This window comes from Bacillus halotolerans (assembly GCF_001517105.1).
Taxonomy (GTDB): domain Bacteria; phylum Bacillota; class Bacilli; order Bacillales; family Bacillaceae; genus Bacillus; species Bacillus halotolerans.
Genome location: NZ_LPVF01000010.1, coordinates 455,444 through 481,706 on the forward strand (window position 1 = coordinate 455,444; position 26,263 = coordinate 481,706).

General features: G+C 45.2%; 25 protein-coding genes, 1 pseudogene, 1 riboswitch and 1 other annotated feature. All 26 genes and pseudogenes read right to left on the reverse strand.

The window, feature by feature from the left end; genetic code table 11:
* Window positions 1-30: 30 nt before the first annotated feature.
* Complete coding sequence (gene pyrE / locus AU387_RS12680; RefSeq protein ID WP_059292811.1) at window positions 31-663, reverse strand: orotate phosphoribosyltransferase; 633 nt, start codon at window positions 661-663, stop codon at window positions 31-33.
* Window positions 660-1,379, reverse strand: coding sequence for an orotidine-5'-phosphate decarboxylase (gene pyrF, locus AU387_RS12685; protein WP_059335818.1), 720 nt, complete (start codon window positions 1,377-1,379; stop codon window positions 660-662). Before pyrF ends, pyrE begins: the two co-directional genes overlap by 4 nt.
* Window positions 1,348-2,283 carry a dihydroorotate dehydrogenase gene (locus AU387_RS12690; protein ID WP_059335819.1) on the reverse strand — a complete coding sequence of 312 codons (936 nt, stop codon included), beginning with the start codon at window positions 2,281-2,283 and terminating at the stop codon, window positions 1,348-1,350. Before AU387_RS12690 ends, pyrF begins: the two co-directional genes overlap by 32 nt.
* Complete coding sequence (pyrK, locus tag AU387_RS12695) at window positions 2,283-3,074, reverse strand: dihydroorotate oxidase B electron transfer subunit (protein WP_082687907.1); 792 nt, start codon at window positions 3,072-3,074, stop codon at window positions 2,283-2,285. The genes AU387_RS12690 and pyrK overlap by 1 nt, the downstream gene beginning before the upstream one ends.
* Entirely contained in the window at window positions 3,049-6,264 is a 3,216-nt protein-coding gene (gene carB / locus AU387_RS12700; RefSeq protein ID WP_059335820.1) for a carbamoyl-phosphate synthase (glutamine-hydrolyzing) large subunit, read from the reverse strand. The genes pyrK and carB overlap by 26 nt, the downstream gene beginning before the upstream one ends.
* Window positions 6,249-7,343, reverse strand: a complete 1,095-nt coding sequence (locus AU387_RS12705) for a carbamoyl phosphate synthase small subunit (RefSeq protein WP_044155956.1) — start codon at window positions 7,341-7,343, stop codon at window positions 6,249-6,251. The genes carB and AU387_RS12705 overlap by 16 nt, the downstream gene beginning before the upstream one ends.
* Window positions 7,340-8,626 (reverse strand): dihydroorotase, encoded by a 1,287-nt coding sequence (locus AU387_RS12710; protein WP_059335821.1) that lies wholly within the window; start codon window positions 8,624-8,626, stop codon window positions 7,340-7,342. The genes AU387_RS12705 and AU387_RS12710 overlap by 4 nt, the downstream gene beginning before the upstream one ends.
* Window positions 8,610-9,524: an aspartate carbamoyltransferase catalytic subunit gene (locus AU387_RS12715; RefSeq protein WP_059335822.1), complete on the reverse strand. Its 915-nt coding sequence runs from the start codon at window positions 9,522-9,524 to the stop codon at window positions 8,610-8,612. The genes AU387_RS12710 and AU387_RS12715 overlap by 17 nt, the downstream gene beginning before the upstream one ends.
* A gap of 146 nt (window positions 9,525-9,670) precedes the next feature.
* A complete protein-coding gene (pyrP, locus tag AU387_RS12720) occupies window positions 9,671-10,978 on the reverse strand; it encodes a uracil permease PyrP (protein WP_059335823.1) in 1,308 nt (435 codons plus the stop codon).
* A gap of 174 nt (window positions 10,979-11,152) precedes the next feature.
* A complete protein-coding gene (pyrR, locus tag AU387_RS12725) occupies window positions 11,153-11,698 on the reverse strand; it encodes a bifunctional pyrimidine operon transcriptional regulator/uracil phosphoribosyltransferase (protein ID WP_024121338.1) in 546 nt (181 codons plus the stop codon).
* A 183-nt stretch (window positions 11,699-11,881) separates the two neighbouring features.
* Window positions 11,882-12,793, reverse strand: coding sequence for an RluA family pseudouridine synthase (locus AU387_RS12730; RefSeq protein WP_059335824.1), 912 nt, complete (start codon window positions 12,791-12,793; stop codon window positions 11,882-11,884).
* A 1-nt stretch (window position 12,794) separates the two neighbouring features.
* Entirely contained in the window at window positions 12,795-13,259 is a 465-nt protein-coding gene (gene lspA, locus AU387_RS12735; RefSeq protein WP_010334181.1) for a signal peptidase II, read from the reverse strand.
* Window positions 13,260-13,368: 109 nt separating this feature from the next.
* Window positions 13,369-13,742 (reverse strand): annotated as a pseudogene (gene ylyA, locus AU387_RS12740) (sporulation-related RNA polymerase-binding protein YlyA).
* Window positions 13,743-13,885: 143 nt separating this feature from the next.
* Window positions 13,886-16,651 carry an isoleucine--tRNA ligase gene (gene ileS / locus AU387_RS12745; RefSeq protein ID WP_059335825.1) on the reverse strand — a complete coding sequence of 922 codons (2,766 nt, stop codon included), beginning with the start codon at window positions 16,649-16,651 and terminating at the stop codon, window positions 13,886-13,888.
* Window positions 16,652-16,702: 51 nt separating this feature from the next.
* Window positions 16,703-16,930: a binding site (T-box leader), on the reverse strand.
* A gap of 62 nt (window positions 16,931-16,992) precedes the next feature.
* On the reverse strand, window positions 16,993-17,487 hold the full coding sequence (gene divIVA, locus AU387_RS12750) for a septum site-determining protein DivIVA (RefSeq protein ID WP_010334179.1): 495 nt from the start codon (window positions 17,485-17,487) through the stop codon (window positions 16,993-16,995).
* 94 nt (window positions 17,488-17,581) lie between these two features.
* On the reverse strand, window positions 17,582-18,355 hold the full coding sequence (locus AU387_RS12755) for a YlmH family RNA-binding protein (protein ID WP_059335826.1): 774 nt from the start codon (window positions 18,353-18,355) through the stop codon (window positions 17,582-17,584).
* A 61-nt stretch (window positions 18,356-18,416) separates the two neighbouring features.
* Complete coding sequence (locus tag AU387_RS12760) at window positions 18,417-18,689, reverse strand: YggT family protein (RefSeq protein WP_059335827.1); 273 nt, start codon at window positions 18,687-18,689, stop codon at window positions 18,417-18,419.
* 6 nt (window positions 18,690-18,695) lie between these two features.
* The gene (gene sepF, locus AU387_RS12765; RefSeq protein WP_024121333.1) at window positions 18,696-19,148 is read right to left on the reverse strand and encodes a cell division protein SepF; all 453 of its coding nucleotides are present in this window, start codon (window positions 19,146-19,148) and stop codon (window positions 18,696-18,698) included.
* The gene (locus AU387_RS12770; RefSeq protein ID WP_059335828.1) at window positions 19,145-19,837 is read right to left on the reverse strand and encodes a YggS family pyridoxal phosphate-dependent enzyme; all 693 of its coding nucleotides are present in this window, start codon (window positions 19,835-19,837) and stop codon (window positions 19,145-19,147) included. The genes sepF and AU387_RS12770 overlap by 4 nt, the downstream gene beginning before the upstream one ends.
* Before the next feature lie 6 nt (window positions 19,838-19,843).
* A complete protein-coding gene (pgeF, locus tag AU387_RS12775) occupies window positions 19,844-20,680 on the reverse strand; it encodes a peptidoglycan editing factor PgeF (RefSeq protein WP_059335829.1) in 837 nt (278 codons plus the stop codon).
* 161 nt (window positions 20,681-20,841) lie between these two features.
* A complete protein-coding gene (locus tag AU387_RS12780) occupies window positions 20,842-21,087 on the reverse strand; it encodes a YlmC/YmxH family sporulation protein (protein ID WP_044155967.1) in 246 nt (81 codons plus the stop codon).
* An 82-nt stretch (window positions 21,088-21,169) separates the two neighbouring features.
* A complete protein-coding gene (locus AU387_RS12785; RefSeq protein ID WP_059335830.1) occupies window positions 21,170-22,450 on the reverse strand; it encodes an acetylornithine deacetylase in 1,281 nt (426 codons plus the stop codon).
* Between the two features lie 90 nt (window positions 22,451-22,540).
* A riboswitch (TPP riboswitch) is annotated at window positions 22,541-22,643 on the reverse strand.
* A gap of 8 nt (window positions 22,644-22,651) precedes the next feature.
* On the reverse strand, window positions 22,652-23,446 hold the full coding sequence (locus AU387_RS12790) for an ABC transporter ATP-binding protein (protein WP_059335831.1): 795 nt from the start codon (window positions 23,444-23,446) through the stop codon (window positions 22,652-22,654).
* Window positions 23,447-23,602: 156 nt separating this feature from the next.
* Window positions 23,603-24,385 (reverse strand): RNA polymerase sporulation sigma factor SigG, encoded by a 783-nt coding sequence (gene sigG / locus AU387_RS12795; RefSeq protein WP_010334169.1) that lies wholly within the window; start codon window positions 24,383-24,385, stop codon window positions 23,603-23,605.
* Between the two features lie 139 nt (window positions 24,386-24,524).
* A complete protein-coding gene (gene sigE / locus AU387_RS12800) occupies window positions 24,525-25,244 on the reverse strand; it encodes an RNA polymerase sporulation sigma factor SigE (RefSeq protein WP_024121327.1) in 720 nt (239 codons plus the stop codon).
* A 62-nt stretch (window positions 25,245-25,306) separates the two neighbouring features.
* The gene (spoIIGA, locus tag AU387_RS12805) at window positions 25,307-26,236 is read right to left on the reverse strand and encodes a sigma-E processing peptidase SpoIIGA (protein WP_059335919.1); all 930 of its coding nucleotides are present in this window, start codon (window positions 26,234-26,236) and stop codon (window positions 25,307-25,309) included.
* Between the last annotated feature and the right edge of the window lie 27 nt (window positions 26,237-26,263).

Consider the following 26,263-nt stretch of genomic DNA (forward strand, 5'->3'; position numbering starts at 1 on the left):
AAAGCCCTTCACAATACTGAAATTTATTTTTTAATTTTTAAACCAATCTTTTGACTCGGGATTCATTTTCCATGTTTGCAGCTTCTTCAGGTCATCTGAATGAATATTTCCATTCTCAAGTGCAACCTCTGTCAGTGTGTCATAATCAGTTAACGAGTAGTATGGAAGATCAGCCTCAGCAAACGCTTCCTGCGCTTTAGGAAGTCCATACGTAAAGATTGATACCACACCAAGCACTTCACAGCCAGCGGTTTTCAGAGCTGCTGCAGCTTCGAGTACGCTGCCCCCTGTGGAAATTAAATCTTCTATGACAACTGTTTTTTGGCCTTTTTGAACTGCACCCTCAATTTGATTGCCTTTTCCATGTGCTTTCGGTTTGCTTCTCACATAACACATCGGCAGGTTCAAACGGTCAGCCGCCAATGCCGCATGAGGGATACCTGCTGTCGCTGTTCCTGCGATCATCTCAGCTTCCGGGAAATGCTCCTGGATAAGCTTGCTGATGCCTGCAGCAACATCATTTCTTACCTCTGGGAAAGAAAGGGTAAGGCGATTGTCACAGTAAATTGGCGATAAAATGCCGCTCGCCCATGTAAACGGCTCATTCGGGCGTAAAAATACAGCTTGAATGTCTAATAGATGTTTTGCGATGATTTGTTTCATTGTTTGATTCCCTCCCATTCGAGTTTGACAGCTTCATAGGCTTTTAGCGGATTTAGAGCTTTTGTAATAGAGCGTCCCACAACAATTGCTGATGACCCTTTTTCTCTTGCTATAGAAGGCGTTGCAACGCGAACTTGATCATTCGCAGTGTCTGCTGACATACGGATACCCGGGGTCACCGTCAAAAACGACGGCGACACTGCTTCGTAAATGGCTTTTGTTTCATGCACAGAGCACACTACTCCATCAAGTCCGCTATTCTCCGCCAGTTTGCTGTAGTGCACAACCGTGTCGATGAGAGGCTTTCTGATGAGCAGCTCATCCTTTACCATTTGTTCAGATGTGCTTGTCAGCTGGGTTACCGCAATAAGTGACGGACGTTGTTTTCCTGCCGGCGTGCCTTCCTCTAAGCCTTCCAGGGCTGCTTCCATCATTTTTTTGCCTCCGGCTGCGTGAACATTGACGAGATCGACTCCAAGGCAGGCAAGACGCTTCATTGCTTTATTCACCGTGGTCGGAATGTCATGGAGCTTTAAATCTAAAAAGATCTCACAGTTTCTTTCTTTTAATTGTGCAATGATAGCCGGGCCTTCTTGATAAAAAAGCTCCATTCCAACCTTCACAAATAACGGTTCTTTGTGAAAAAGCGCTAAAAATGACAGTGTTTCTTCAGCTGATGCAAAATCAAGCGCGATGATGGGCAGGTTGTTTTTCATGCTTCCAGCTCCTTCCGATGCATTCTTCAACAGATTCATAGCCGTATCGGCGTAAAACAGCTGGGAGCTGTTCAATGATGTCAGGGCATGCGAAAGGATTCACGAAATTTGCTGTTCCGACAGCGACCGCACTTGCTCCAGCCAGAAGAAATTCCAATGCGTCTTCGGCCGTCTGAACGCCTCCCATCCCGATAATCGGAATGCTGACAGCCTGACTGACCTCATACACCATGCGGATGGCAACAGGCTTTACAGCAGGACCCGAAAGCCCTCCAGTTTTATTGGCTAATATTGGCTTGCCTGATTTTAAATCGAGCCTCATGCCGATTAATGTGTTGATCATCGTTAGACCATCCGCACCCGCCTCTTCGATCGCTACCGCAATTTCTGTGATGTTTGCCACATTCGGAGAAAGCTTCACATATACAGGCACATCTGACACTTTTTTAACAGCCTTCGTCAAATCAGCAGCCATGGCAGGATTTGTGCCAAAAGCAATTCCGCCTGTTTTGACGTTCGGACAGGAAATGTTCAATTCAAGCGCATGGACATTAGGCGCTTTGCTGATATGTTGTGCGACTTCAACATAATCCTCGACCTGTGAGCCGGCGACATTGGCAATAATAGGCGTATCAAATTGCTCAAGCCATGGCAGCTCATTTTCTAAGACGCTTTCCAGTCCTGGATTTTGCAGACCGATCGCATTGAGCATTCCAGCGCCAGTCTCAGCTACCCTAGGTGTCGGATTCCCGAAGCGGGGCTCCTTTGTCGTAGCTTTGATCATGATTGCTCCGAGACAAGACAAATCATAAAAACGCGCAAACTCTTTTCCAAAACCGAAGCAGCCTGATGCGGGAATGATCGGATTTTTCAAATCCAGACCCGGCAATTTCACCTTTAGCATTACAGCGCCACCTCCTGAGCTTTAAATACAGGTCCGTCAAGACATACCTTTACATAGGATGTCTCACTTTCGTTTGTATGGCACACACAGGCGAAGCATGCACCGATACCGCAGCCCATTCGTTCTTCCATGGAAATGTAAACCTCTTTGTGGGCGTATTCTTGCTTGAGCGCCTTTAGCATCGGTGTCGGCCCGCAGCTGAGGAGAATGTCAAATTCAAGATTTTTTTGTTTGATGACATCTGTGACAAACCCGGTTTCCCCGTAGCTTCCGTCAGCTGTTGCTACATATGTGTCGCCGTACTGTCGGCATTCTTTTTCGTAAAAAACATCCTTTGCCGATTGGAATCCTAAAACGTGTATGACCTTTACGCCTTTTTCCTTTAAACGTTTCGACAGTTCTTGGAGAGGCGGGACTCCTACACCGCCTCCTACCAGCAAAGCCGTCTTTCCGGGTTGGACTTCATCTACTGGAAAGCCATTGCCCAAAGGCCCGAGGACATCCACGAGATCTCCCTTCTGCTTCAGCGACAAGAGTCTTGTTCCTTCCCCATCTACTCGATAAATCATGGTGACTTCATTTTTTTCAAAGTTAACATCAGCAATGCTGATTGGTCTTCGCAAAAGAGGCGTAACCGCTTCGCTCACTTTCAGATGAAGGAACTGTCCCGGGACAGTAAACCCTTGGACAAGCTCCCCTTTTAGAACCATTTGATACACCCGGTCTGCAATTTGCTGGTTAGCACACACCGTCAAATACGCTTTTTCATATAGTGATTGCCGCCTCCTGATTTGTGTTGATTGCCGGCATTTGATCGGCACGGAACGTCATGCTTTCCAGCACCCGCAAAATGGCTTCTGCCGTATCTAAAGATGTTAAGCAGGCAACACCGTTTTCTACTGATTCACGTCTGATTCTAAATCCGTCTCTTGCCGGCTGCTTTCCTTTTGTCAGCGTATTGATGACAAACTGGGCTTCTCCGTTTCTGATCACATCAAGCAAGTTCGGGCCGTCCTGACCGATTTTTCCGACGACCTTCGCTGGAATTGACGCTTCCTTGAGATACCCCGCCGTTCCTTCGGTCGCTAAAATGTTATACCCGATCGCATGGAATCGTTTAGCGATGGCAAGCCCTTCTTCTTTGTCCTTATCAGCCACTGTTAAAAGCACGGAACCGTAGTTAGGAATTTGAATTCCTGAAGCTATCAGCGCTTTATAGAGGGCCTTTTCAAGAGTGGAATCTTTGCCCATGACCTCTCCTGTTGATTTCATTTCAGGCCCTAACGTAATGTCCACTCTTCTCAGCTTCGCGAAGGAGAAGACCGGCGCTTTTACAAATACGCCCTGCTGTTCAGGCTGCAGGCCTTCATTGTAGCCAAACTCAGCCAGCTTTTGCCCGAGAATGACTTTTGTCGCGAGGTTCGCCATCGGAATGCCCGTGATCTTGCTTAAAAACGGCACCGTTCTGCTTGATCTCGGATTGACTTCAAGCACGTATACTTCACCTTGTGACAGGACGAATTGAATGTTGAGCAAGCCGACAATGTTCAGCCCTTTCGCGAGTGCGATCGTATATTGTTCAATTTTTTTCTTAATGTCTTCCGTCAGAGACTGCGGCGGATAGACCGCGATGGAGTCTCCGGAGTGCACGCCCGCACGCTCAATGTGCTCCATGATTCCCGGAATGACAACGGTTTGGCCGTCAGACACCGCATCCACTTCGATTTCTTTCCCAGTCAGATATCTGTCAATTAAGACTGGATGCTGCGGATTGATTTTGACTGCGTTTTTCATGTAATGAAGCAGCTCTTCCTCATGATAGACAATTTCCATCGCCCGTCCGCCAAGCACATATGAAGGGCGCACCAGTACCGGATAGCCGATGGTGCTTGCGATGTTTACCGCCTGATCAACCGATGTCGCAGTTTTGCCAAGCGGCTGCGGCACTTGAAGTTCTTCCAGCGCCTGTTCAAACTTATCCCGGTCTTCCGCACGGTCTAAATCTTCTAATGACGTTCCAAGGATTTTGACTCCGCGTGCAGAAAGTTCGTCAGCAAGGTTGATTGCAGTTTGTCCGCCAAATTGCACGACAACGCCCATCGGCTGTTCGAGGTCAATGATATGCATGACATCTTCGATCGTAAGCGGTTCAAAGTACAGCTTGTCTGAGATACTGAAATCGGTCGACACGGTTTCCGGGTTATTATTGACGATAATTGCCTCATAACCTGCTTGTTTAATTGCCCACACAGAGTGAACCGTGGCGTAGTCAAATTCAACCCCCTGGCCGATTCGAATTGGGCCGGAGCCAAGTACGATCACGCTTTTCTTATCTGTAACAACAGATTCATTTTCTTCTTCATATGTGCTGTAGAAGTATGGCGTTTCTGATTCGAATTCCGCCGCGCACGTATCCACCATTTTAAATACCGGTGCGATTCCCGCTTGTTTTCTCATGCTGTAAAGCTCAGATTCTTTCATTTTCCATTCGCGGCTGATGTACTTATCAGAGAATCCGAGTTCTTTTGCCTGTCTCAGCACATCTGTATCGCCCGCATTTGCTTTCAGCTCTTTTTCAAACTGAACGATTCCGAACAGCTTATGCAGGAAAAAGAGGTCGATGGCAGAGAATTCATGAAGCTGCTCAACTGTGTAGCCCCTTCTGTACGCTTCAGCCAGGTAGAATAAACGCTCGTCTCCGGCTTTTTTAATCCGCTTCTCAAGAAGCTCGTCTGAAATATCAGCGGCATCTTTTAATTCAAGATGATACACATCAGCTTCCAGTGAACGCACAGCTTTCAGCAGCGATTCTTCAAGCGTGCGGCCAATCGCCATTACCTCTCCCGTCGCTTTCATCTGAGTGCCGAGCCTTCTGTTTGCTGATTCAAACTTATCAAATGGCCAGCGCGGTATTTTAGATACGACATAGTCCAGCGCTGGTTCAAACGCTGCATATGTCTTACCTGTCACCGGATTCATCATCTCGTCTAATGAAAGGCCGACGGCGATTTTAGCTGCGAGCTTTGCGATCGGATAGCCTGTCGCTTTTGATGCAAGGGCAGATGAACGGCTGACACGCGGGTTCACTTCAATGATGTAGTATTGGAAGCTGTCTGGATCTAAAGCGAGCTGTACGTTACATCCGCCTTCAATTCCAAGCGCACGGATCAGTTTTAAAGATACATTCCGCAGAAGCTGATATTCCCGGTCGCTGAGCGTTTGGCTCGGTGCGACGACAATACTGTCTCCTGTATGGATTCCGACCGGATCAATGTTCTCCATATTACAAACGACAATCGCATGATCTTGGCTGTCTCTCATGACTTCGTATTCGATTTCTTTGTAGCCGGCAATGCTTTTTTCAAGCAAACATTGGTGAACCGGGCTTAATTTTAAGCCGTTTTCTACAATTTCTTTCAGCTCAGCTTCGGTGGAGCAAATCCCTCCGCCTGTGCCGCCTAATGTATATGCAGGGCGGACAATGACAGGAAATCCGATTTGGCTGACGAAATTCTCCGCTTCTTCTAGCGAGTGAATGATCTCACTTTCAGGGACGGGTTCATTCAGCTCATTCATTAATGTTCTGAACAAGTCACGGTCCTCAGCTTGCTGGATTGCAGAAAGCTTTGTGCCGAGCACCTCAACGCCGCACTCCTCCAGCACGCCTTGCTCAGAAAGCTCAACCGCAAGATTCAAGCCTGTTTGCCCGCCGAGTGTAGGAAGAATGGCGTCAGGACGCTCTTTTCTGATGATCCGTGTCAGAAATTCAGATGTCAGCGGTTCGATGTAAACCCGGTCAGCCATTTCTGTATCGGTCATGATCGTCGCCGGGTTTGAGTTGACAAGAATAACCTCATAGCCTTCTTCTTTTAATGCAAGGCAGGCTTGAGTTCCCGCATAATCAAATTCAGCTGCCTGACCGATGATAATTGGTCCTGACCCAATTACTAAAATTTTGTTAATGTCTACGCGTTTTGGCATACCGCTTCCCCTTCTTTCTCTGTTGTTTCGATCATTTCGATAAATCTGTCAAATAGATGATTAGCGTCCTCAGGACCAGGTGATGCTTCCGGATGATATTGAACCGTAAATGCCGGCAGTGTTTTGTGTTTCAGCCCTTCAATCGTATCGTCGTTTATCGCGATGTGTGTGACTTCTAGCTCTGTTTCATTAATAGATGAAACTGTATAGCCATGGTTTTGGGATGTTAAGGCAACTTTTCCGGTTGCAAGCTCTTTTACCGGATGGTTAGAGCCCCTGTGACCGAATTTCATTTTTTCAGTATCGGCTCCGCACGCCAGCGCAAATAATTGGTGGCCGAGACAAATTCCGAATAATGGCACTTTTCCAAGAACACCTTTTATCATTTCAATTGCTTCAGGCACATCTTTCGGGTCACCAGGTCCGTTAGAAAGCATGATACCGTCTGGCTTCAGCTGAAGGACTTCTTCTGCTGTTACATTGTAAGGCACAACAATGACGTCACATTTCCGTTTGTTCAGCTCTCTTAAAATGCCGTGCTTCATGCCAAAGTCCACCAAGACAATGCGTTTGCCTCTTCCCGGACTAGGGTATGCTGTTTTGGCTGACACTTGGGATACTTGATTTCTCGGCAGTTCAGTTTCGTTCAGTCTTTTCAGTACTGCTTCGATATCTTCATCAGGTGAGGCAAACGTTCCTTTTAGCGCGCCGGCCGTGCGGATCATTCTCGTTAGCTTTCTTGTATCAATTCCTTGCAGTCCCGGAATGTTTTTCATTTTTAAATACTCATCCAATGTGTAAGCTGAACGCCAGTTGGAAGGCAGTTCACATAATTCTTTCACAATCAATCCTTTAACAAAAGGCGTAATAGATTCAAAGTCATCACGGTTAATGCCGTAATTTCCGATAAGCGGATATGTGAACGTAACGATCTGCCCGCAATAAGAAGGGTCTGACAAAATTTCCTGATAACCAGTCATACCGGTATTGAAAACGACTTCTCCCATGCTGTGCTCCAAGCTCCCGAAGGCTTTCCCCTCAAATACCGCTCCGTTTTCCAGTACTAATCGTCTTTTCATTTCACAAGTCTCCCTTCTTCATAAGCAAGCGTTCCTGCTGCAATTGTAGCGACTGGCCAGCCGCTGCAGTTAAGGCCGTTAAATGGTGTGTTTTTACCTTTAGATAAGAATGTTTCTTTGTCTATAACTGCTTCTCTTTCCAAATCGATTAATGTGATGTCAGCTGCTTGTCCCGTTTTCAGTGTTCCATATGGGAGACCAAACGCTTCGCAAGGCTTGATTGTCATATAATCAATCAGCTGTTTCAGCGTCCAGCTGCCGTTTTTAACAAAATGTGTGTAAAGAAGCGGGAACGCTGTTTCCAAACCGACAATTCCGAACGGCGCCAGCTTCATTTCTGTGTTTTTCTCTTCTTCTGTATGCGGCGCATGGTCGGTTGCTATAAAGTCGATCGTTCCGTCCAAAAGTCCTTCAATCAGTGCTTCTCTATCTTCCGCACCGCGGAGCGGCGGGTTCATTTTATAGTTTGTATCCAGCCCGGGAATGTCTTCATCACAAAGCAGTAAATGGTGAGGTGAAACTTCTGCTGTGACCCGAATTCCCGCTTTTTTCGCATCACGCACGACTCTCACAGATTCTTTCGTGCTGATATGGCATACATGGTAATGGCAGTTTGCCGACTCAGCCAGTAACACGTCACGAGCAATATGAACCGATTCACACACAGAAGGAATGCCGTTAAGCCCGTTCGCTTTTGAAAACGTCCCCTCATGGACGCTGCCTCCGTAAATTAAGGAGTTATCCTCGCAATGTGCGACAATCGCTTTGTCAATCGCGGCTGCGCGTTTCATTGCTTCATACATCATTCCTGCTGTCTGTATACCGACGCCGTCATCTGTAAATGCAAATGCCCCAGCTTCTTTTAATGCTTCAAAGTTTGTCATCTCATCGCCAATTTGTCTGATCGTAATAGATGCATAAGGAAGGACTCTGACGCATGATGTTTCTTTAATGCGATTTTGCACCCATTCCATCTGCTCCTTCGTATCAGGAACCGGCCGTGTATTCGGCATAGCTGCTACTGTTGTATAACCGCCGCGCGCCGCTGCTTTTGCGCCGGTTTCAATGGTTTCTTTTTTCTCTCCGCCAGGCTCTCTAAAGTGTACATGGAGGTCAACAAAGCCCGGTGAAACGAGCAATCCTTTCGCGTCAATAACCGTTTCTCCATCTGTTGCATCAAGCTTGCCGATTTCTGAGATGACCTCTCCTGTCACTCGAATATCCTGTTCTGTTTTTTCACCATTTTCGTTAAGTATCCAGCCGTTTTTAATGAGATATGACATACGCTGCTTCTCCTCTTTTCGCATTGGTTTGTAAGGCTCGCTGTAACACTGCCATTCTGATAAATACGCCATTTTGCATTTGTTTGAAGATTCTTGATTTTTCACTTTCTACTAAGCTGTGATCAATCTCCACTCCTCTGTTCACAGGCGCCGGGTGCATAATAATCGCATGCTGCTTCATACGTTCAGCCCGTTCTACAGTCAAGCCGAATTCATTTAAATAGCCTTCCTGGCTGACAGCTGACTGATGTCTTTCATTTTGGATACGCAGCAGCATGACAACATCCGAAGTCTCTACTGCTTCATCCATTGGGACATACGCGCCAAACGTATTTTCTTCATCCTGCCATTCCGGCGGACCGGAAAACAGAACGCGGGCACCGAGTCTTGTCAACACTTCAGCATTAGACCTCGCGACTCTGCTGTGCTTAATGTCGCCGTGAATGGAGACGGTAAGACCTTTGAACGTATTGAATTCTTCATTGATTGTCATTAAATCAAGCAATGATTGTGTCGGATGCTGGCCGCACCCGTCTCCCGCATTCAGAACCGGGATATTTACATGTCCGACAAGCTCTTTGTAGTACTCATCCTCACTGTGTCTGATGACACACGCGTCAACACCGATTGATTCGAGCGTTCGAATTGTGTCATATAAGGTTTCGCCTTTTTGTACGCTGGTGCTTGTTCCGTCAAGATTGAGGACATTCATGCCCAGTTTCTTTTCAGCTACCTCAAAGCTGAATCGTGTTCTGGTGCTTGGTTCAAAAAACAGATTCGCTGCAAATTTACCTGTCAGCTGATGGTCTGTTTTTCCGTTTTTAAGGTTTTGAGCAGTCTGAAGCAAGTCTTTGATTTCCCCAGTGCTGAGTTCACTCATCGTCGTTAAATGCTTCATTTTCTTTCCCCTCTCATTTCAACTTGTTTAAGGCTGAAAAAACCCCGGTCTTGGATAGACTCGGGGTACGGTTAAATAGAGGAGCAGCGTGAAGCTTTCTTCTCTTTATAACCCTTCCAAGCCTCTCTGGACTTTCATTAAAAGGTTTAAATATGATGTTGTTCGGATGTGTCTGCCTGCTCTTCCTTCGCTTGCGGAAGAATCAGGTTTAAGATGACACCTACAATTGCCGCAAGCGCCATGCCTGACACTTGGAATCCTCCTTCAGACACCTGAATAAATGCGCCGCCTACGCCGATTACAAGGATGACTGATGTGATGATGAGGTTTCTGTTATTTTCATAATCAATTTTGTTGTCAATCAGCATTCTCAAACCGCTGGAAGCGATGATGCCGAACAGCAGAAAGGAAACGCCTCCCATAACCGATGACGGGACTGAACTGATAAGCGCAGATATTTTGCCGATGAAGCCGAAACAAAGGGCAATCACTGCCGCGCCTCCGATAACAAAGACGCTGAACACTCTCGTAATGGCCAGTACGCCAATGTTTTCTCCATAAGTTGTTGTAGGCGGGCCGCCAATCAAGGAAGCAAGGATTGTGGCCGCGCTGTCGCCCATTATTGAGCGATGGAGACCCGGTTTTTTAATGAAGTCTTGTCCTACAACTTTGCTCAGCACCATCTGGTGGCCGATATGCTCTGACATGGTAACAAATGCGACAGGGACCATTGCTGCGGCGATGCCAAGCGTCACTGACGGTGTATAATCTTTAAACGGGATGATAAATTCAGGAACTGCAAACCATTTCGCGTCAAGCACCGGCTGGAAGTTGACAATTCCTTGAGTCAAGGCAAACAAGTATCCGCCGATGATTCCGATCAAAACCGGGATTAAGCTTAAGAAGCCCCGCAAGAAAATCGCGCAAATGATCGTGATCGCTAAAGTGACACCTGCAACACTGAAATGTTTTAAGCTGTAAACCAGCTCACTGGCATTCGGATCAGCATACATGGCCATATTTACTGCTGTGCCGGCCAGACCCAGTCCAATGACGATAATAACCGGACCTACGACGACAGGCGGGAGAAGCTTCATCAGCCAGCCTGTTCCGAGCTGTCTGATCAGCAAGGCAATCAGCCCGTACACAAGCCCTGCCAGAAACGCACCAATCATTGCCGCTCCGGGTCCGCCGGTCGCTTTTACCAAGATGATCGGAGAAATAAAGGCAAAGGATGAACCGAGATACGCTGGTATTTGTCCTTTCGTGATCAGAAGGTAAGCAAGTGTTCCGATACCGCTCGTCACCAATGCAACAGCAGGACTCATTCCGACCAGCTTCGGAACCAAAATCGTTGAGCCAAACATCGCGAATAAATGCTGCAGGCTGAACGAAACCCAAGAGAAAGGTTTCGGGATTTCCCTGACTCCTAAATTAACTTTTTTCTTACTCATGATGATTTCCCCCTGATTGATGACTTTTCATATTAGGATGACTTAATAACTGTATAAAAAAACCTCTTTGCTGTTTTTACGCAAAGAGGCATACAAAGACCGGCCGCATACTTTCGGGGCTTCGCTGTGCACCTCTTTGCAACCTCTCTGGATTGCGTTTAAAAAGGTGATACATTATTCATTTTCATAAATGGCGACGAGATCGTTTTTGTCAACCTCATCAAGCTGAACCATAACCTTTTCAGCTTTTGAAGTCGGGATGTTTTTCCCGATGTAATCTGCTCGGATCGGCAGTTCTCTGTGTCCTCTGTCAACAAGCACAGCCAGTTGAATCGAGGAAGGTCTGCCTACATCGACAAGGGCGTCCATTGCGGCTCTGACCGTTCTTCCTGTGTAAAGAACATCATCTACGACAATTACTTTTTGATCTGTGATGTCTACCGGTATATCTGCACCTTTCACAAGCGGTTCTTCATTGCTCGTTTTTTTGGATAGATCGTCTCTGTAAAGGGTGATATCAATTTCTCCAACCGTTACAGGATTCCCTTCAATCTGTTCAATCCGTTCGGCGAGGCGTTTTGCCAAGTAAATGCCTCTTGTCTTAATACCGACAAGGATGCAGTTATTCATCCCTTTATTGCGTTCAATCATTTCGTGAGCAATTCTGGTCAGCGCACGTCTGATTGCCTGTTCGTCGAGAATGACAGCTTTTTGATTCATTATGTGACACCTCACAGTTCATTTAGAAGAAAAAACCCCTCTTGCCATTGGCAGAGAGGGGTTTTAGGACAAGGTGCGTGCATATACACGTATCCCGTCAATCCGTTATCCTTCTCAGCCTCTCTGGACTGTTTTAAAGAATCTATTCAGCTTCGTTTATTATTTCAAAAAAGAGATGCCCTGTCAACGGGTTTTTCTCAGATTTTCGATTAAAGCAGTCATATCATCAGGAAGCGGTGCCTCAAATTCGATATATTCGTCAGTGCGCGGATGCTGAAAACCTAAAATTCCGGCATGAAGCGCCTGTCCGTTAAAATCGATCGTTTTTCTCGGCCCATATTTCGGATCTCCCGCTAACGGGAATCCGATATACTTCATATGCACACGGATTTGGTGCGTTCTTCCTGTTTCAAGCTGGCATTCCACAAGCGTAAACTCCTGAAAGCGGTCAAGAACATGAAAATGAGTGACGGCGTTTTTTCCATCACGTGTTACAGTCATGCTTTGCCGATCTTTCTTATCCCGCCCGATCGGCGCATCAATTGTACCGTCATCGTGAGAAATAAGCCCATGGACAACTGCTGTATATTTCCGCGTAACCGTTTTGTTGACCAATTGGTTTACAAGTGACTCGTGCGCCATATCATTCTTCGCCACCATTAGTAAGCCAGACGTGTCTTTATCGATTCTATGGACAATCCCCGGGCGCATCACGCCATTTATTCCGGATAGGTCCGTACAATGAGCCATAAGGCCGTTTACAAGTGTACCCGTAAGATGCCCGGGAGCTGGGTGCACAACCATTCCGCGAGGTTTATTGACGACCAGCACATCCTGATCTTCATAGTAAATATCCAGATCCATAGGTTCTGCCAGCACGTCGAGCGCTTCAGGCTCAGGCACAGTGACGGTCACCTGATCCCCCGGCTGAATTTTATAATTCGATTTTACAGGGCTTCCGTTCACGACAACTTGTCCGTCCTTCACCCATAGCTGCACCTGGGTTCTCGACCAACCATTTTCAGTCGATGCCAGAAATTTATCAATCCGCTCACTTTTTTGTTCTTCTGAAGCGGTTATGTCAAATTGATTCATGCTATTGCTCCTTCTTCTTTTTCCCGCTGTCCAACAGCATTTGTATAAATAAAAGCATTACGCCGACACATAATGAAGAGTCCGCGATATTAAAAATCGGATAATTGTAATTGACGATAATGACATGGATAAAATCCACCACTTCCTGTCTGACAGCCCGATCGATAAAATTGCCGATGGCGCCGCCAAGCATGAGTCCAAGGGAAACACCAAGAAGCTTTTGCCCTTTCGTATAACGCTGTATGTAATAAACAATACCAATAATGACTGCAGTTGTGATGAGGTAGAAAAACCACATCTGACCGGCTAATATCCCCCACGCCGCACCCGTATTGCGATGGGAGGTGATATAGAATACCTGATCAATGATCGGTATGCTTTGTCCAAGTTCCATGTTCTTGACGACAAGCCATTTTGTCAGTTGATCAGCTGCGATAATAAGTAGTGCGATAACGTAATACAGCACAAACGTTCCTCCATTATACGGTTACTTTAGTCCATTATGCATTTTATCAATAAAAAGCACTGGAGTAAAGAAATATCAGCTCTATACAGACTTAATCGGAGAGGCGCTGTTATTCATACAGCGCCTGATCATATTCGATATCAGTTGATTTCCACAGAGGAAGTGTTTTTTTTCAAATTGGACTGAATACAGAAAATCATTTGCTGTTCGCGCTGTCGGCAGCACAGCCAGCTTTGAAAGAGGAATGGGAGCTCCAGTTTCTTCACAGTATCCGAATGTGCCGTCCTCAATTTTCGACAATGCGAGAAGAACGTCTTGAAGCTCTTCTTTAATATGATAGATCAGAGTTGCTTTTTGTTTATGATTGATTGCTGCTTGCGGGCTTGTTGAAACCTGAAAGCAAGAATACTCAAATAATCTCGACTGTAATTCTTCTTTCATCAGAAGAAGTTCCGTATAAATTGCGGTCAGTTGATCATTCATTCATCACAACTCCTGCTCTTAACGTAATACCTATATTGTTACCTGTGAATGATGATCTAAAGCCCATAAGATTTTTCCTGCCATTCTAAACGATGTCACTCTTGGCACAAAAAAGGCCCGGCTTTTGCGCCGGGCTCTTTTCATTAGTTCTGATAATACTTTTCAACGATTTCAGCGTTGCGCAGTGACAATGTAGGATATTTCGGGTTCGCACCTACATCTTTAGAAATCACACGGGATCTCTCACACATTTCGCCTTCAGCTTTCTCGACAGTGATTTTCCCTGTCTCAAAGCTTTGCGCATCGTTTGGCGCTTCATTTTCTTCGCTGATGGTTAATTCAGAAACAATAAACAGCTGAGAAAGATTTTCTTTAATAGAAGCTAATAGCTCTTTGTTTTCTTTATTCGGATACAATTTCAGGCTTGCTTCCAATGATTTACCGATGATTTTTTCATTTCGTGCTGTTTCTAACGCTTTTAGCACATCATCACGAAGAGACATAAAACGGTCAAACTTATCTTCTGTCGCTTCGCTGTTTGGAACCGCAATCGTTTCCGGCATGTCTGTCAGCTGAACGCTCTGCTCGTCAACAAATGTTAAGTGAGACCATAATTCGTCAGCGGTATGAGGCAGAATCGGTGCTGTAAGCTTCACTAACGCAAGCAGCGTTTCATAGAATACAGTCTGCATGCTGCGTCTATCCGGATGATCCGCATGCTCAATGTATACAATATCCTTAGCGAAATCCAGATAGAATGAGCTTAATTCAATTGTACAGAAATTATGGATGCTGTGATACACAACCGCAAATTCGTATTCGTCATACGCTTTTTTCACTTTATCAATCAGTTTGTTTAGCTTAATCAGCATGTACTGATCAACTTCACGAAGATCTTCAACAGCCACCGCGTTTGTTTTTGGAGCAAAATCGAACAGGTTGCCGTGAAGGAAACGGAACGTGTTGCGGATTTTACGGTATACTTCAGCAACCTGCTTCAGAATCGCATCAGACACGCGAACATCCGCCTGGTAGTCAACAGAAGACACCCATAATCTCAAAATGTCGGCGCCAAGCTGTTTCATGACTTTTGCTGGAACGACGACGTTACCGATGGATTTACTCATTTTGCGTCCTTCTCCATCCAGTGCAAACCCATGGCTGAGCACACCTTTATATGGCGCTTTTCCTGTTACGGCTACTGCTGTTGATAGAGATGAGTTAAACCAGCCCCGGTATTGGTCAGAGCCTTCAAGGTATAAATCAGCCGGCCGAACGAGATCCTCGCGTTCTTCAAGCACCGCTTGGTGGGAAGAACCAGAATCAAACCAAACATCCATGATGTCCTGTTCTTTTGTAAAAGTGCCGTTCGGGCTTCCAGGATGCGTAAAGCCTTCCGGAAGAAGATCCTTCGCTTCTTTTTCAAACCAAATGTTTGAGCCATGTTGTCTAAACAATTCTGAAACGTACTCAATCGTTTCATCTGTGATGATTGGCTCACCGTTTTCAGCATAAAATACCGGAATCGGCACACCCCATGCACGCTGTCTGGAAATACACCAGTCTCCGCGGTCACGAACCATGTTGTGCAAACGCTGCTCGCCCCATTCAGGAACCCATTTGGTTTCTTTAATGGCATCCAGCAGGTCTGATCTGAAATCTTTAATAGACGCAAACCATTGCGCAGTTGCTCTGAAAATGGTTGGTTTCTTTGTTCTCCAATCGTGCGGATAGGAGTGTGTAATGAATTCAAGCTTCACGAGCGCGCCTTTTTCTTCGAGCTGCTGTGTGATCACTTTGTTTGCATCATCATAGAACATACCTTCAAAGCCAGGAGCTTCGCTTGTCATCACACCTTTTTCATCAACCGGACAAAGGACGTCTAAGCCGTATTTTTGGCCAATGATAAAGTCATCTTCCCCATGTCCAGGTGCTGTATGAACACAGCCTGTTCCGGCGTCAGTTGTCACGTGATCGCCAAGCATAACGAGTGAATCTCTGCCGTATAGCGGATGTTCAGCGATAATATTTTCGAGATCTTTTCCTTTGATCGTTCTTGTCACTTCATACTGCTCAAAGCCGCATGCAGAAGCTACAGCTTCAACCAGTGCACTTGCTACAACAAAGCGGTCATCACCGACTGCAATCACGCTGTATTCCAGATCAGGATGAACTGAAATGCCGAGGTTTGCAGGAATCGTCCAAGGCGTTGTTGTCCAAATGATGATGCGCTCGCCGTTTTCAAGCACGCCTTTTCCGTCTTTCACGCCAAACGCAACGTAAATAGATGCTGAGCGTTTGTCTTGATATTCGATTTCCGCTTCAGCTAAAGCAGACTCACTTGAAGGTGACCAGTTAACCGGTTTAAGGCCTTTATAAATATAGCCTCGTTTTGCCATTTCACCGAAAACGCGGATTTGCTGCGCTTCATATTCCGGTTTCAGTGTCACATATGGATTTTCCCAGTCGCCGCGGACTCCAAGACGCTTGAATTGCTCACGCTGACCCTCAATTTGCTTCCATGCATATTCTTCGCATAGCTTGCGGAATTCAGCTACTGACATTTCTTTGCGGTTCACTTTTTTATTTTTTGTAAGAGCTGTTTCAATCGGCAACCCGTGTGTATCCCAGCCCGGTACATACGGTGCGTTGTACCCGCTCATTGATTTGTAGCGGACGATGAAGTCCTTTAAAATTTTGTTAAGCGCGTGGCCCATGTGGATATCGCCGTTTGCGTACGGAGGCCCGTCATGTAAAACAAATTTAGGGCGGTCTTTCGTCCGTTCCTGTACTAGACTGTAGATATCCTGCTCCTCCCATTTCTTTTGCATGTCAGGCTCACGGTTTGGCAAGTTGCCTCGCATCGGAAAATCTGTTTTCGGCATTAAGAGCGTGTCTTTGTAATCCATTTTCATTCCTCCACCAATTTTTTCAGAAAATAAAAAAAGCCCTCTCATCCCATAAGGGACGAGAAAGCTTATCTCGCGGTACCACCCTTTTAGAAAAAGCCAGGCTTACGCTTTTTCCTCTCGAGCATCGTAACGTGATGAACGTCCTAACCTACTGTGAGTTCAGAAAGGAAACTTAAGGGCTGATCTACATGATTCCGGCCATCCCGGACTTTCACCATCTCCGGGTCGCTATGAAGGCATGATGGAAACATGACTGTCCCTTTCAACCGTCTTTTCATCTGAATTTATGAACGTATTATATTCGACAAGCTAAGAAAATGTCAAGGTAATCAGAGAATTTATTCCTTTTCCTCAAACACAGCGTCGACTTCATACTCAAGCAAATGATCCCAATCATCATTTTTCAGAAGATCAAGCTGCGCTTCAATCAGCATTTGGAAACGTGTTCTGAACACTTTAGACTGTTTTTTCAGCTCTTCGATTTCCATTGCGATTTTTCTTGATTTCGATAAAGATTCGTTGATGATGCGATCAGCGTTTTTCTCCGCTTCCCGAACAATCAGCTTTGCTTCCTTTTGAGAATTGCGCTTTACGTCCTCAGCTGCTTCTTGGGCAACCAGAATCGATTTATTCAGCGTTTCTTCAATGTTGGCAAAGTGTCCGATTCTTTCATCGAGCTCATTGACTTTCGCTTCAAGCTCTGTTTTTTTACGGAGAACAATTTCGTAATCTTTTCTGACTTGACTTAAGAATTCATTTACCTCGTCTTCATCATATCCGCGAAAACTTTTTGTAAACGTCTTGTTGTGAATATCATTCGGCGTTAATGGCATGATGCCACCTCCATTTTTTACATTTCAGTACGGTTATCTAGTTCACATTATAAAACAAATTTCGCACAGATGGAGAAAAAAACTGAAAAACCGACTATTTTTGTCGTTCAAACGTGACTCTCCACTTGTCTTTTTTGGTTTTCCCTTCGATTTTTGTCAGGCTGCAGCGGCCAAAGCCCCTGATAGAGAGCATATCCCCTTCAGCAACCTGGTAAGAAGGGTCTTCAACAACCTTCCAGTTCACTTTTACGAGACCGTTTTTCACCAGCGTTTGTGATTTCTGGCGTGATTGCCTGCTCATAGAGGCGCAGACCGCGTCAAGCCTTAAAGAAGAAACGGTGTCATCTCTTATTTCGACATCTAGTGCAGGAATTTCAAGGTCTGACAAGTCAATTTTCTCAAGCTTGACTGCAGCTTTTCCGGCATGGGTAAGCTGAGCCGCAACAAAATCGGCTGTATCAGCTGAGACAATGATTTGCACCGCCGTCTCTGAAAACACGAAATCGCCAAACTTTTGCCGCTTCAGACCGATTCCCATTAATGAACCAAGGAGAGACCGGTGATCAACCGTCACAAATTTTTCAGCATAGCGAACGTCAAACGCTTGAAGCTCAAAATCCGATTCTTCCGGCGTGATGTACTCAGGATATAAAATGGCCCGTTTTCGCTCCGCTCTGTCATAGCCGCCGGAAAAAGCCAGTCCTACATCTGCCTGTCCCGTGACCGCAGCGAGAATGACCTGTTCCCGGGGATCTAAAAAGTCTGTCAGCTTCATCCGGTACTGCTCCTGGACAATTCTTTTCCATTCGAGCGCCTGATCGATAAAGGCACGCTCCTCTTTTCTGAAGTGCTGATAAATATCGCTCATCGTCTTTCCCTTCTATGTAAAGAGGCTTGGCTGCTGCCAAGCCCCCTATCAAACTGTCACCTTAAAACACAATCATGCGATAAAGCCCCCACAAGCCGGTTGTTGCAAACCGCAGCACAAGAATGGCTACGATTGGCGAGATATCCAGCATTGCAATTGGAGGGATGATTTTTCTGAATGGCTCGAGATATGGTTCACAGATCGACGCTAAAAACCGTCCGACTGCTGTTTCCCTCGTACTCGGCACCCATGACATAAAAATATATATGATCAGGGCAAATGAGTATATTGTAATTAATAAGCTTAAAACCGAAAAAACTTGATAAAGGATCATCTCGCTTTACCACCTCTGATCGTCTTCAGATATGAGCTCAGAAATTGTGCCTGAAACATCTACGTTGTCAGGCGTGCATAGGAAAATATCTGAACCGATTCTTTGGATATCGCCGCCAATGGCATAAACGGTGCCGCTTAAAAAGTCAACAATCCGTTTCGCCTGGTCATGCTGTATCCGCTGAAGATTGACGACAACTGCCCGCCTGTTCTTCAGATGGTCGGCTATTTCCTGCGCCTCCGCATAAACGCGCGGCTCACTCAACACCACTTTAGAGGATTTCTGAACACTTTGCAAGCTTACTACATTCTGTTTGGCTGCTGGTTTACCAGCATTATAAGCAGGTTTTTCTTTTTGTTCCTGTTCCTCATGAGAATCCCGCTCAGTTTCAATATATTCGTATTCGTATTCTTCTTCATCCATTGAGAAAAAGTTTTTCAGTTTATTTTTCATACTCATTGCTGTACACCCCCTGTTTCATTTCCGACTAACGATGAGCCGATTCTAATATAAGTAGCCCCTTCTTCAATCGCGATTTCAAAATCATTTGACATGCCCATCGACAGTTCTGTACATGGAGCGTTCGGCTGTTTCAGCTCTTGAACTTGATCACGAAGTTCTTTAAGCGTTCGGAAACAGCTTCTAATCTCATCTTGATCATCAGTCAGTGGAGCCATTGTCATCAGTCCGGCCACAACAATGTTGTCAAAGCCGGAAAGCTCCTGTATGAATGGTATCACTTCTTCTTTATTCATGCCGTGTTTAGAGGGCTCAAGCGAGGTATTGACCTGCACAAAACATTGGACAGCACCTTCAGCCCGTTTTTCAATTTCTTTCGCTAATGAAAGCCGGTCCAGAGAATGAATATAGGAAACAGAATTGACGACAGCTTTTACTTTTCTTGATTGAAGGCTGCCGATAAAATGCCATTCCGGATTTCCTGTAATGATTTCCTGTTTGCGAAGCAGTTCGGCGTCTCGGTTCTCTCCGAGGCACGTGATGCCTGCATCGACCGCCTCCTGTGCTCTTTCAGGCGACACATATTTTGTGACTGCAATAACCGTAACTTCATCGGATCTGCGGCCCGATCTGTTACATGCTTCGTTTATTCGTTCGTTTATATGTCGTAAATTTTCAACAACACGCAAGATCTTTTATGCCTCCTTCATTCCGATAAAGGACATCATCCGTCCTGTTTTCCCCTGATCTCGCCGATGGGAAAAGAAAAGTGACGGCTCACTTTCCGTACATAAACCGCTGACAGAAATCTGCTCATTTGCCAAGCCGCTGTCGATCAGTATGAGTCGGTTCAGCTCTTTCAGGTCAAGCTGATACTGCCCCTGCCCCGTCTGATTCACGGCGCGATCTGCTGAAAACGGCAATGCGCGGACAGCATTCATCACACGGTCATCTACCGTATAGCACGCACCGCAGATAGACGGTCCGACAACAGCGTATATATCAGAAAGCTTCGAGCCCTCCTGTTCGGTCCATTGCTTCACCATTTCTCTGCCAATCTGTTTGACCGTGCCTTTCCATCCGGCATGAGCAATCCCGACAAGCGATTTCACCGGATCGAAAAAGAATAGAGGCACACAATCAGCAAAGCATAATGCCAAAAATACATTTTTATCATTTGTATAGAGCCCGTCTGTTGCTTTAAAAGCTGAGTGATACTCACGGGCGCCTTTTCCCCTGTCCCTCTGCGTCACTTTTTGGACGCGATTGTCGTGTGTCTGGTCAGCAAATACCCAAGACTGCAAATCAATATTAAACATATCGGCTATATATTTACGATTTTTAACCACATCTGCATCTTTGTCATGAACGTGCAATCCTGTATTTAACGACTCAAAAGGTTTTTGGCTGACACCGCCGTTTTTCGTAGTAAACCCGGCAATGACTTCCGCATCGTTTTGATTCGTTTGTTTCCAGTCTTGTATCATGAGTGTCGAGGGGGTGGTGAGACTGAATGGGTGATATGTATTCATGATGATCCAACCTTTCGACAAACATTTATAAGGCGTAATTTCCCACTTATTTTACCACATCTTTCTGCATTCGTTTAGCGCCGATTTACATATTTCATAAATGAAATGTGCCGGAAGAGTTCAGACTTCTGGCATTTGACAATCAGCGGCAAAAAAGCAGGTTAAACATTGGATTCACTTAATCGGACTAAAATGACATCTTCTCCGATTTTAACTATATTTCGCCAAGGAATGACCATTTCCTCTTCCTTTCCAAAAAAACCGAGAACTTTTCCATTTCCCCCTAGTATAATCGCCTGAATTTTTCCTGTGGTGACATTGATATCAATATCACCGATGCTCCCTAATTTTTTTCCGTTAGAGACATTGACGACATCCTTTACTTGAAATTCTGAAATGCTGATCATCCCATCACGTCCTTTTTCGGTCCTTTTTTTCTAGTATATGAACGGGCGGGCTGAACCTTGTCAGCAAGGAGAAATTTTCATATCATTGTTCTTTTTTGCGGCTGCACCATCTTATGATGAACGTGAGCATGATTTTCGTATAATCTACGAGCTGCTTAATCGATACCTCTTCATTAACGGCATGAGCATTATATAAATCGCCCGGTCCGTATATCACGCTTGGAATACCGGCATTATAAAGCCATCCCCCATCGGTTACGGTTTGAGAAACGTCAATGATCGGGCGTTCCTGTTTGATCTCCTCGTGTGACGCCGTAAGGGCTAAAACGCCGGGATGAGCCGGATCAACTTCCAAGGCCGGAAAAATTTCTCCTCTTTCTTCAATCATTGAAGAGCCTCCCCATTTGAAGACAGGACGGTTTTCCCTCAGCCAAATATCACTGTCACTCAGCCTGTTGATATAATCTTCTATTTCAGCAGCCACTTCTTCATGCGTTTCATTGGGATAAAAATGGACGGTAATCCATAATCGGCACTCATCCGCTATAAAGGCCGCATGTCTGCCTCCTTCTATAACAGCGGGATTAATTGTGTTTGTGCCGGGGGTAAAGCCGGGATAGCTTTTCATAATGGCCCAATGGCGCTCCAGCTCACCGAGTCCAGAAATGATTTTTGCCATTTTTTCGATTGCGCTCGCCCCGAATGTTCCTCCGCCAGCGTGGATCATATTCCGTCTTGTTCCATCGTGAAACGTTTGACTGCTTTTCATTTCGATCCAGCCTGTAATCACTCCGCCTTGGCCTTGAATATGCATATCGCTCGTATCCGCCACAACTGCAAAGTCTGCGTGATAGCCCTTTTTGCAGCATTCAAGCGTGCCGGCCTCTCCGACTTCCTCCCCGATGACCGATTGCAGAATCAAATCGCCCGGGAGCTCAACGCCCGCTTCACGAATCAGCTTTAAAGCAAACAGCACACAGGCCATTCCGCCTTTCATATCTGAAGCGCCCCGGCCGATTAAGAAACCGTTTTTCTCACTGGGACAAAACGGGTCATGCACCCAGTCCTCGCCCTCTTTTACCTCTGCCACATCGACATGCCCATTGATGATTAAACTTTGATAGGCTGCTGAATTTGTTCCCTTTAAAACACCCACAACATTGGGATCTCCTGGATAAACGTCCCATTTGTCGATGGAAAATCCCCGTTCAAGCAAAAACTGCGCAATCCATGTTTGGATGCTGTCTGTATTTCTCGAAGGCGGCGCCGGTGTTTTAAAAGAAATCAGCGTTTTCGCAAGCTCAATGAGCTCGTCCTTTTGTTCTTCCGCTTTTTTCAGTAAAGATTCTACTTGATCAATCATGTTATCCGCTCCTATTTTTAATAGAAAAAAGCCGTTTCATATTCATGAAACGGCTTAATAAAGAAAGCAGAGTGCAAGCTGCTGCATTCTCCGCTTTTTTCACCGCTTCCCTCCGCTGGTATGATCCAGATCAGGTCAATAAGGGTTGAGACAAGCGTCTCTCTCAGCTTCGAAAGCACCCCCAGGATGAATCGTATGTTGTTATGCATTTGTTACCGGCTCAGCTCTTGTTAAAAACGGACGATCCTGATTCCATAATACATGGATCGGCGTATCAAAAAAAGAAGAAAGTGATTCGTCTGTCAGCATGTCTTTCATTTGTCCTGACCTAAAGACTCCTCCCTTTTTTAACAAGAGGGCTTTATCAAATATCGGCAAAATTTCTTCTGCATGATGCGTAACATAAAGAATAGACGGCGCATTTTCCCTGCTTGCAATGTGCGTAATCGTATCTAACAGTTTTTCCCGGGCAATAAAATCAAGTCCTGTAACTGGTTCGTCCAGTATAAGCAGCTCCGGATCAGCCATTAGCGCTCTTGCGATTAAAGCTCTTTGTTTCTCTCCTTGAGAAAGAGTTTCGTAGCGGCGGTCGGCATAATCAATGGCTCCTAAGTCCTCGAGCAGGGCAATCGCTTTTTCTCTGATTTCCGCACTTGGTGTTTCATACAAGCCAATCGAAGCATATGCCCCGCTCAGAGCAATTTCAAAAGCTGAATCTGCCGGATACAATTTTTGCTGAAGACCCGCTGAGACAAGGCCGATTTTTCGTCTGAGTTTATCTCCCAGCTCCGTTTTTCCGAATACATGACCAAGCACCTGCATCTCGCCTGCTGTCGGAAAATAGTAAGAGCATAACATATTTAACAGCGCGGTCTTCCCAGCTCCGTTTAATCCGTAAAGCACCCAATTCTCCTTTTCTTCTACTTTCCAATGAATATCCTTTAGTATCCATTTTCCATTCCGTTTTAGTGAGACATTGTCAAGCTTCAAAATCATTGTGGTCCTCCTCTTTCCAAGCCAAATAATTATTTTAATTTTCACAAAACTGTGTACGGACTAGGATACCTTACTTTTTCGAAAACGTAAACCGCTCGTTTCCAAATAGAAAAGCCTTTAAAACAGAAATTGTTTTAAAGGCTTTCGGCGTGCATGCTATTGATGAATATTCTTATTCATTTGTTTGATTGCTGCCTTTTCCAGTCTGGACACCTGTGCCTGGGAAATGCCGATTTCTTCAGCTACTTCCATTTGCGTTTTTCCTTGGAAGAACCGTTTTCTTAAAATCATTTTTTCCCTCTCGTTCAGTCTTCTCATGCCCTCTTTCAAAGCCAGCTCTTCAATCCATTGTGTATCTTTGTTGCGTTCATCACTGATTTGATCCATGACATAAATCGGATCTCCGCCGTCATTGTAGATCGGTTCAAAAAGAGATACCGGATCTTGAATGGCGTCGAGTGCGAACACGATTTCTTCGTGCGGTACTTCAAGAACTTTGGCGATATCCTCTGCCGTCGGCTCCTTGCTTGTCTCACTGATTAACCGCTCTCTTACCTGAAGTGCCTTATATGCGATATCCCTGAGTGATCTCGAGACACGTATCGGGTTATTATCGCGCAAATACCTGCGGATTTCTCCGATAATCATAGGTACAGCGTATGTTGAAAACTTAACATTGTGGCTTAGATCAAAATTATCAATGGATTTCATTAGTCCGATACAGCCGACTTGAAATAAGTCATCAACATACTCCCCTCTGTTATTAAATCTTTGAATGACACTTAAGACAAGACGCAAGTTCCCGTTTACAAGCTTTTCTCTGGCTGAATCATCACCTTCGTCCTGCAATTGCCTAAACAGCTTTCTCATCTCTTCATTCTTGAGTACGGGTAATTTGGAGGTATCCACCCCGCAGATTTCGACTTTATTTCTCGACACTTTTTTCCCTCCCTACAGGAGCTGCTGTACAACGTTAAGTATCTCCTCGGGTGGGAAAAATATGCACTGCACTCAAACCGAAAAATAGTCATAATTGGGAAATCCTTGTAGAATCAAGGGATTAACCCGCAAAATTTTTTTACACCATTTTGTTGAATTCTTTTCGCAATCTCTTAATGATTCTTTTTTCCAGACGGGAAATATAGGATTGGGAAATCCCCATCATATCCGCAACATCCTTTTGGGTCTTTTCCTCTTCGCCGACGAGCCCAAAACGCAGTTCCATGATTTGTTTCTCCCTCTCATTTAACTGTTCGAGCGCTTTTTTCAGAAGCTTTTTATCCACGTTTGCTTCAATGTCCTTTGTGATGATGTCGTCATCCGTGCCCAGCACATCAGAAAGCAGCAGCTCATTGCCGTCCCAATCAATATTAAGCGGTTCATCAAAAGAAACTTCTGAACGGATTTTGTTGTTTCTCCTTAAATACATCAGGATTTCATTCTCGATACAGCGAGAGGCATATGTAGCCAGCTTGATTTTCTTTTCCGGATTGAAGGTATTCACAGCTTTGATTAATCCGATGGTGCCGATGCTGATTAAATCTTCAATATTAATTCCCGTGTTTTCAAATTTCCGTGCGATATAGACGACAAGCCGCAGGTTGCGTTCGATCAAAATAGCGCGGGCCGCCTGGTCGCCGCTTGGGAGCTTCATTAATAGAACCTGCTCCTCGTCTTTTGATAATGGCGGCGGCAAAGCTTCACTCCCGCCTATGTAATACACTTCATCGCTTTTTAAGCCCAGTTTCATCAGCAGCTTATACCAGAGGTGCGTCAACCGCAATTTAAGTTTTTTCATCTTCCTCTCCCTTCTAAATGTCACGTCTTATGAGTATGATAAGTAACGGACATTTGCGAACATTAGGATACGTGCTTAATGGCTTTTCCGGACAGCATTTTCGGATGAATAATCGCGTCAAAATCTCCATCTGCCGACAGCTTTGACGTGCTGATGCCGATTAAGCATTTATCCGCGGAAATCATTTCATCTTTTGTCATAATCGTTACATGATCCGGTTTGATACATAATAAAAATTGATGCTGCTGGCCTACTCCCCGATATGGGATCAGCCTCATTTTATCTAAAAAACGAAACGAATCATCAAGCTGTTCAATCGCTTCCATCGGGTCTGCATTTCGGATAATCATCGTTTCAGCCTCTCCGAAAATTGGTTCAAGCTTATCAATGTGAAGAATCATGACCGGCGTTTTTGTGAGCGGATCATACAGCTGGTTGCCGGAATCCACCAGGCCTCTTGCGTGCAGTGTTTGGCCGCCCAGGTCCGCCTGTACCCTGACTCGTTCCTCATATTGAATGTTTTTTGTTTCAATATCTTCGATTCTTCCCTTGGAAAAAAACCATAATGCGGGAAAGCCAGCCACGATAAACATCCAGCTGATCGGGTCGCCAAATCCGGTTTGATTGGTGATCATGACACCGTTTCTGACAATAGAGTTTGACTGCAGCAATGAATGTGCTCCGATGATTCCCCCTCCCATTAGAAAAGTAGCAAAATAAAAGGAAAACAAATTTTGAAAGAAATAGCGAAACCGCTTAAAACCGAATGTCACGAGCACAATGACAACCGAAAAAGCGAGCTTTCCGACCGGGTTCTCAACGATCGGCGAGAAAGGAGTAAACATCAAAAGGACAATACTGGAACCGATAAATGCGCCGCCTATCAATCTTCTTTTTTTCACATGGCGTTTTAAAATAAAAGCAGTCAGTAAAAGCAACAGTGCGTCAAAACAAAAGTTTAACAGCCAAATGACATCTAAATAGATTTTCACACCTGACCCCTTTCTTTCTTGCATCAC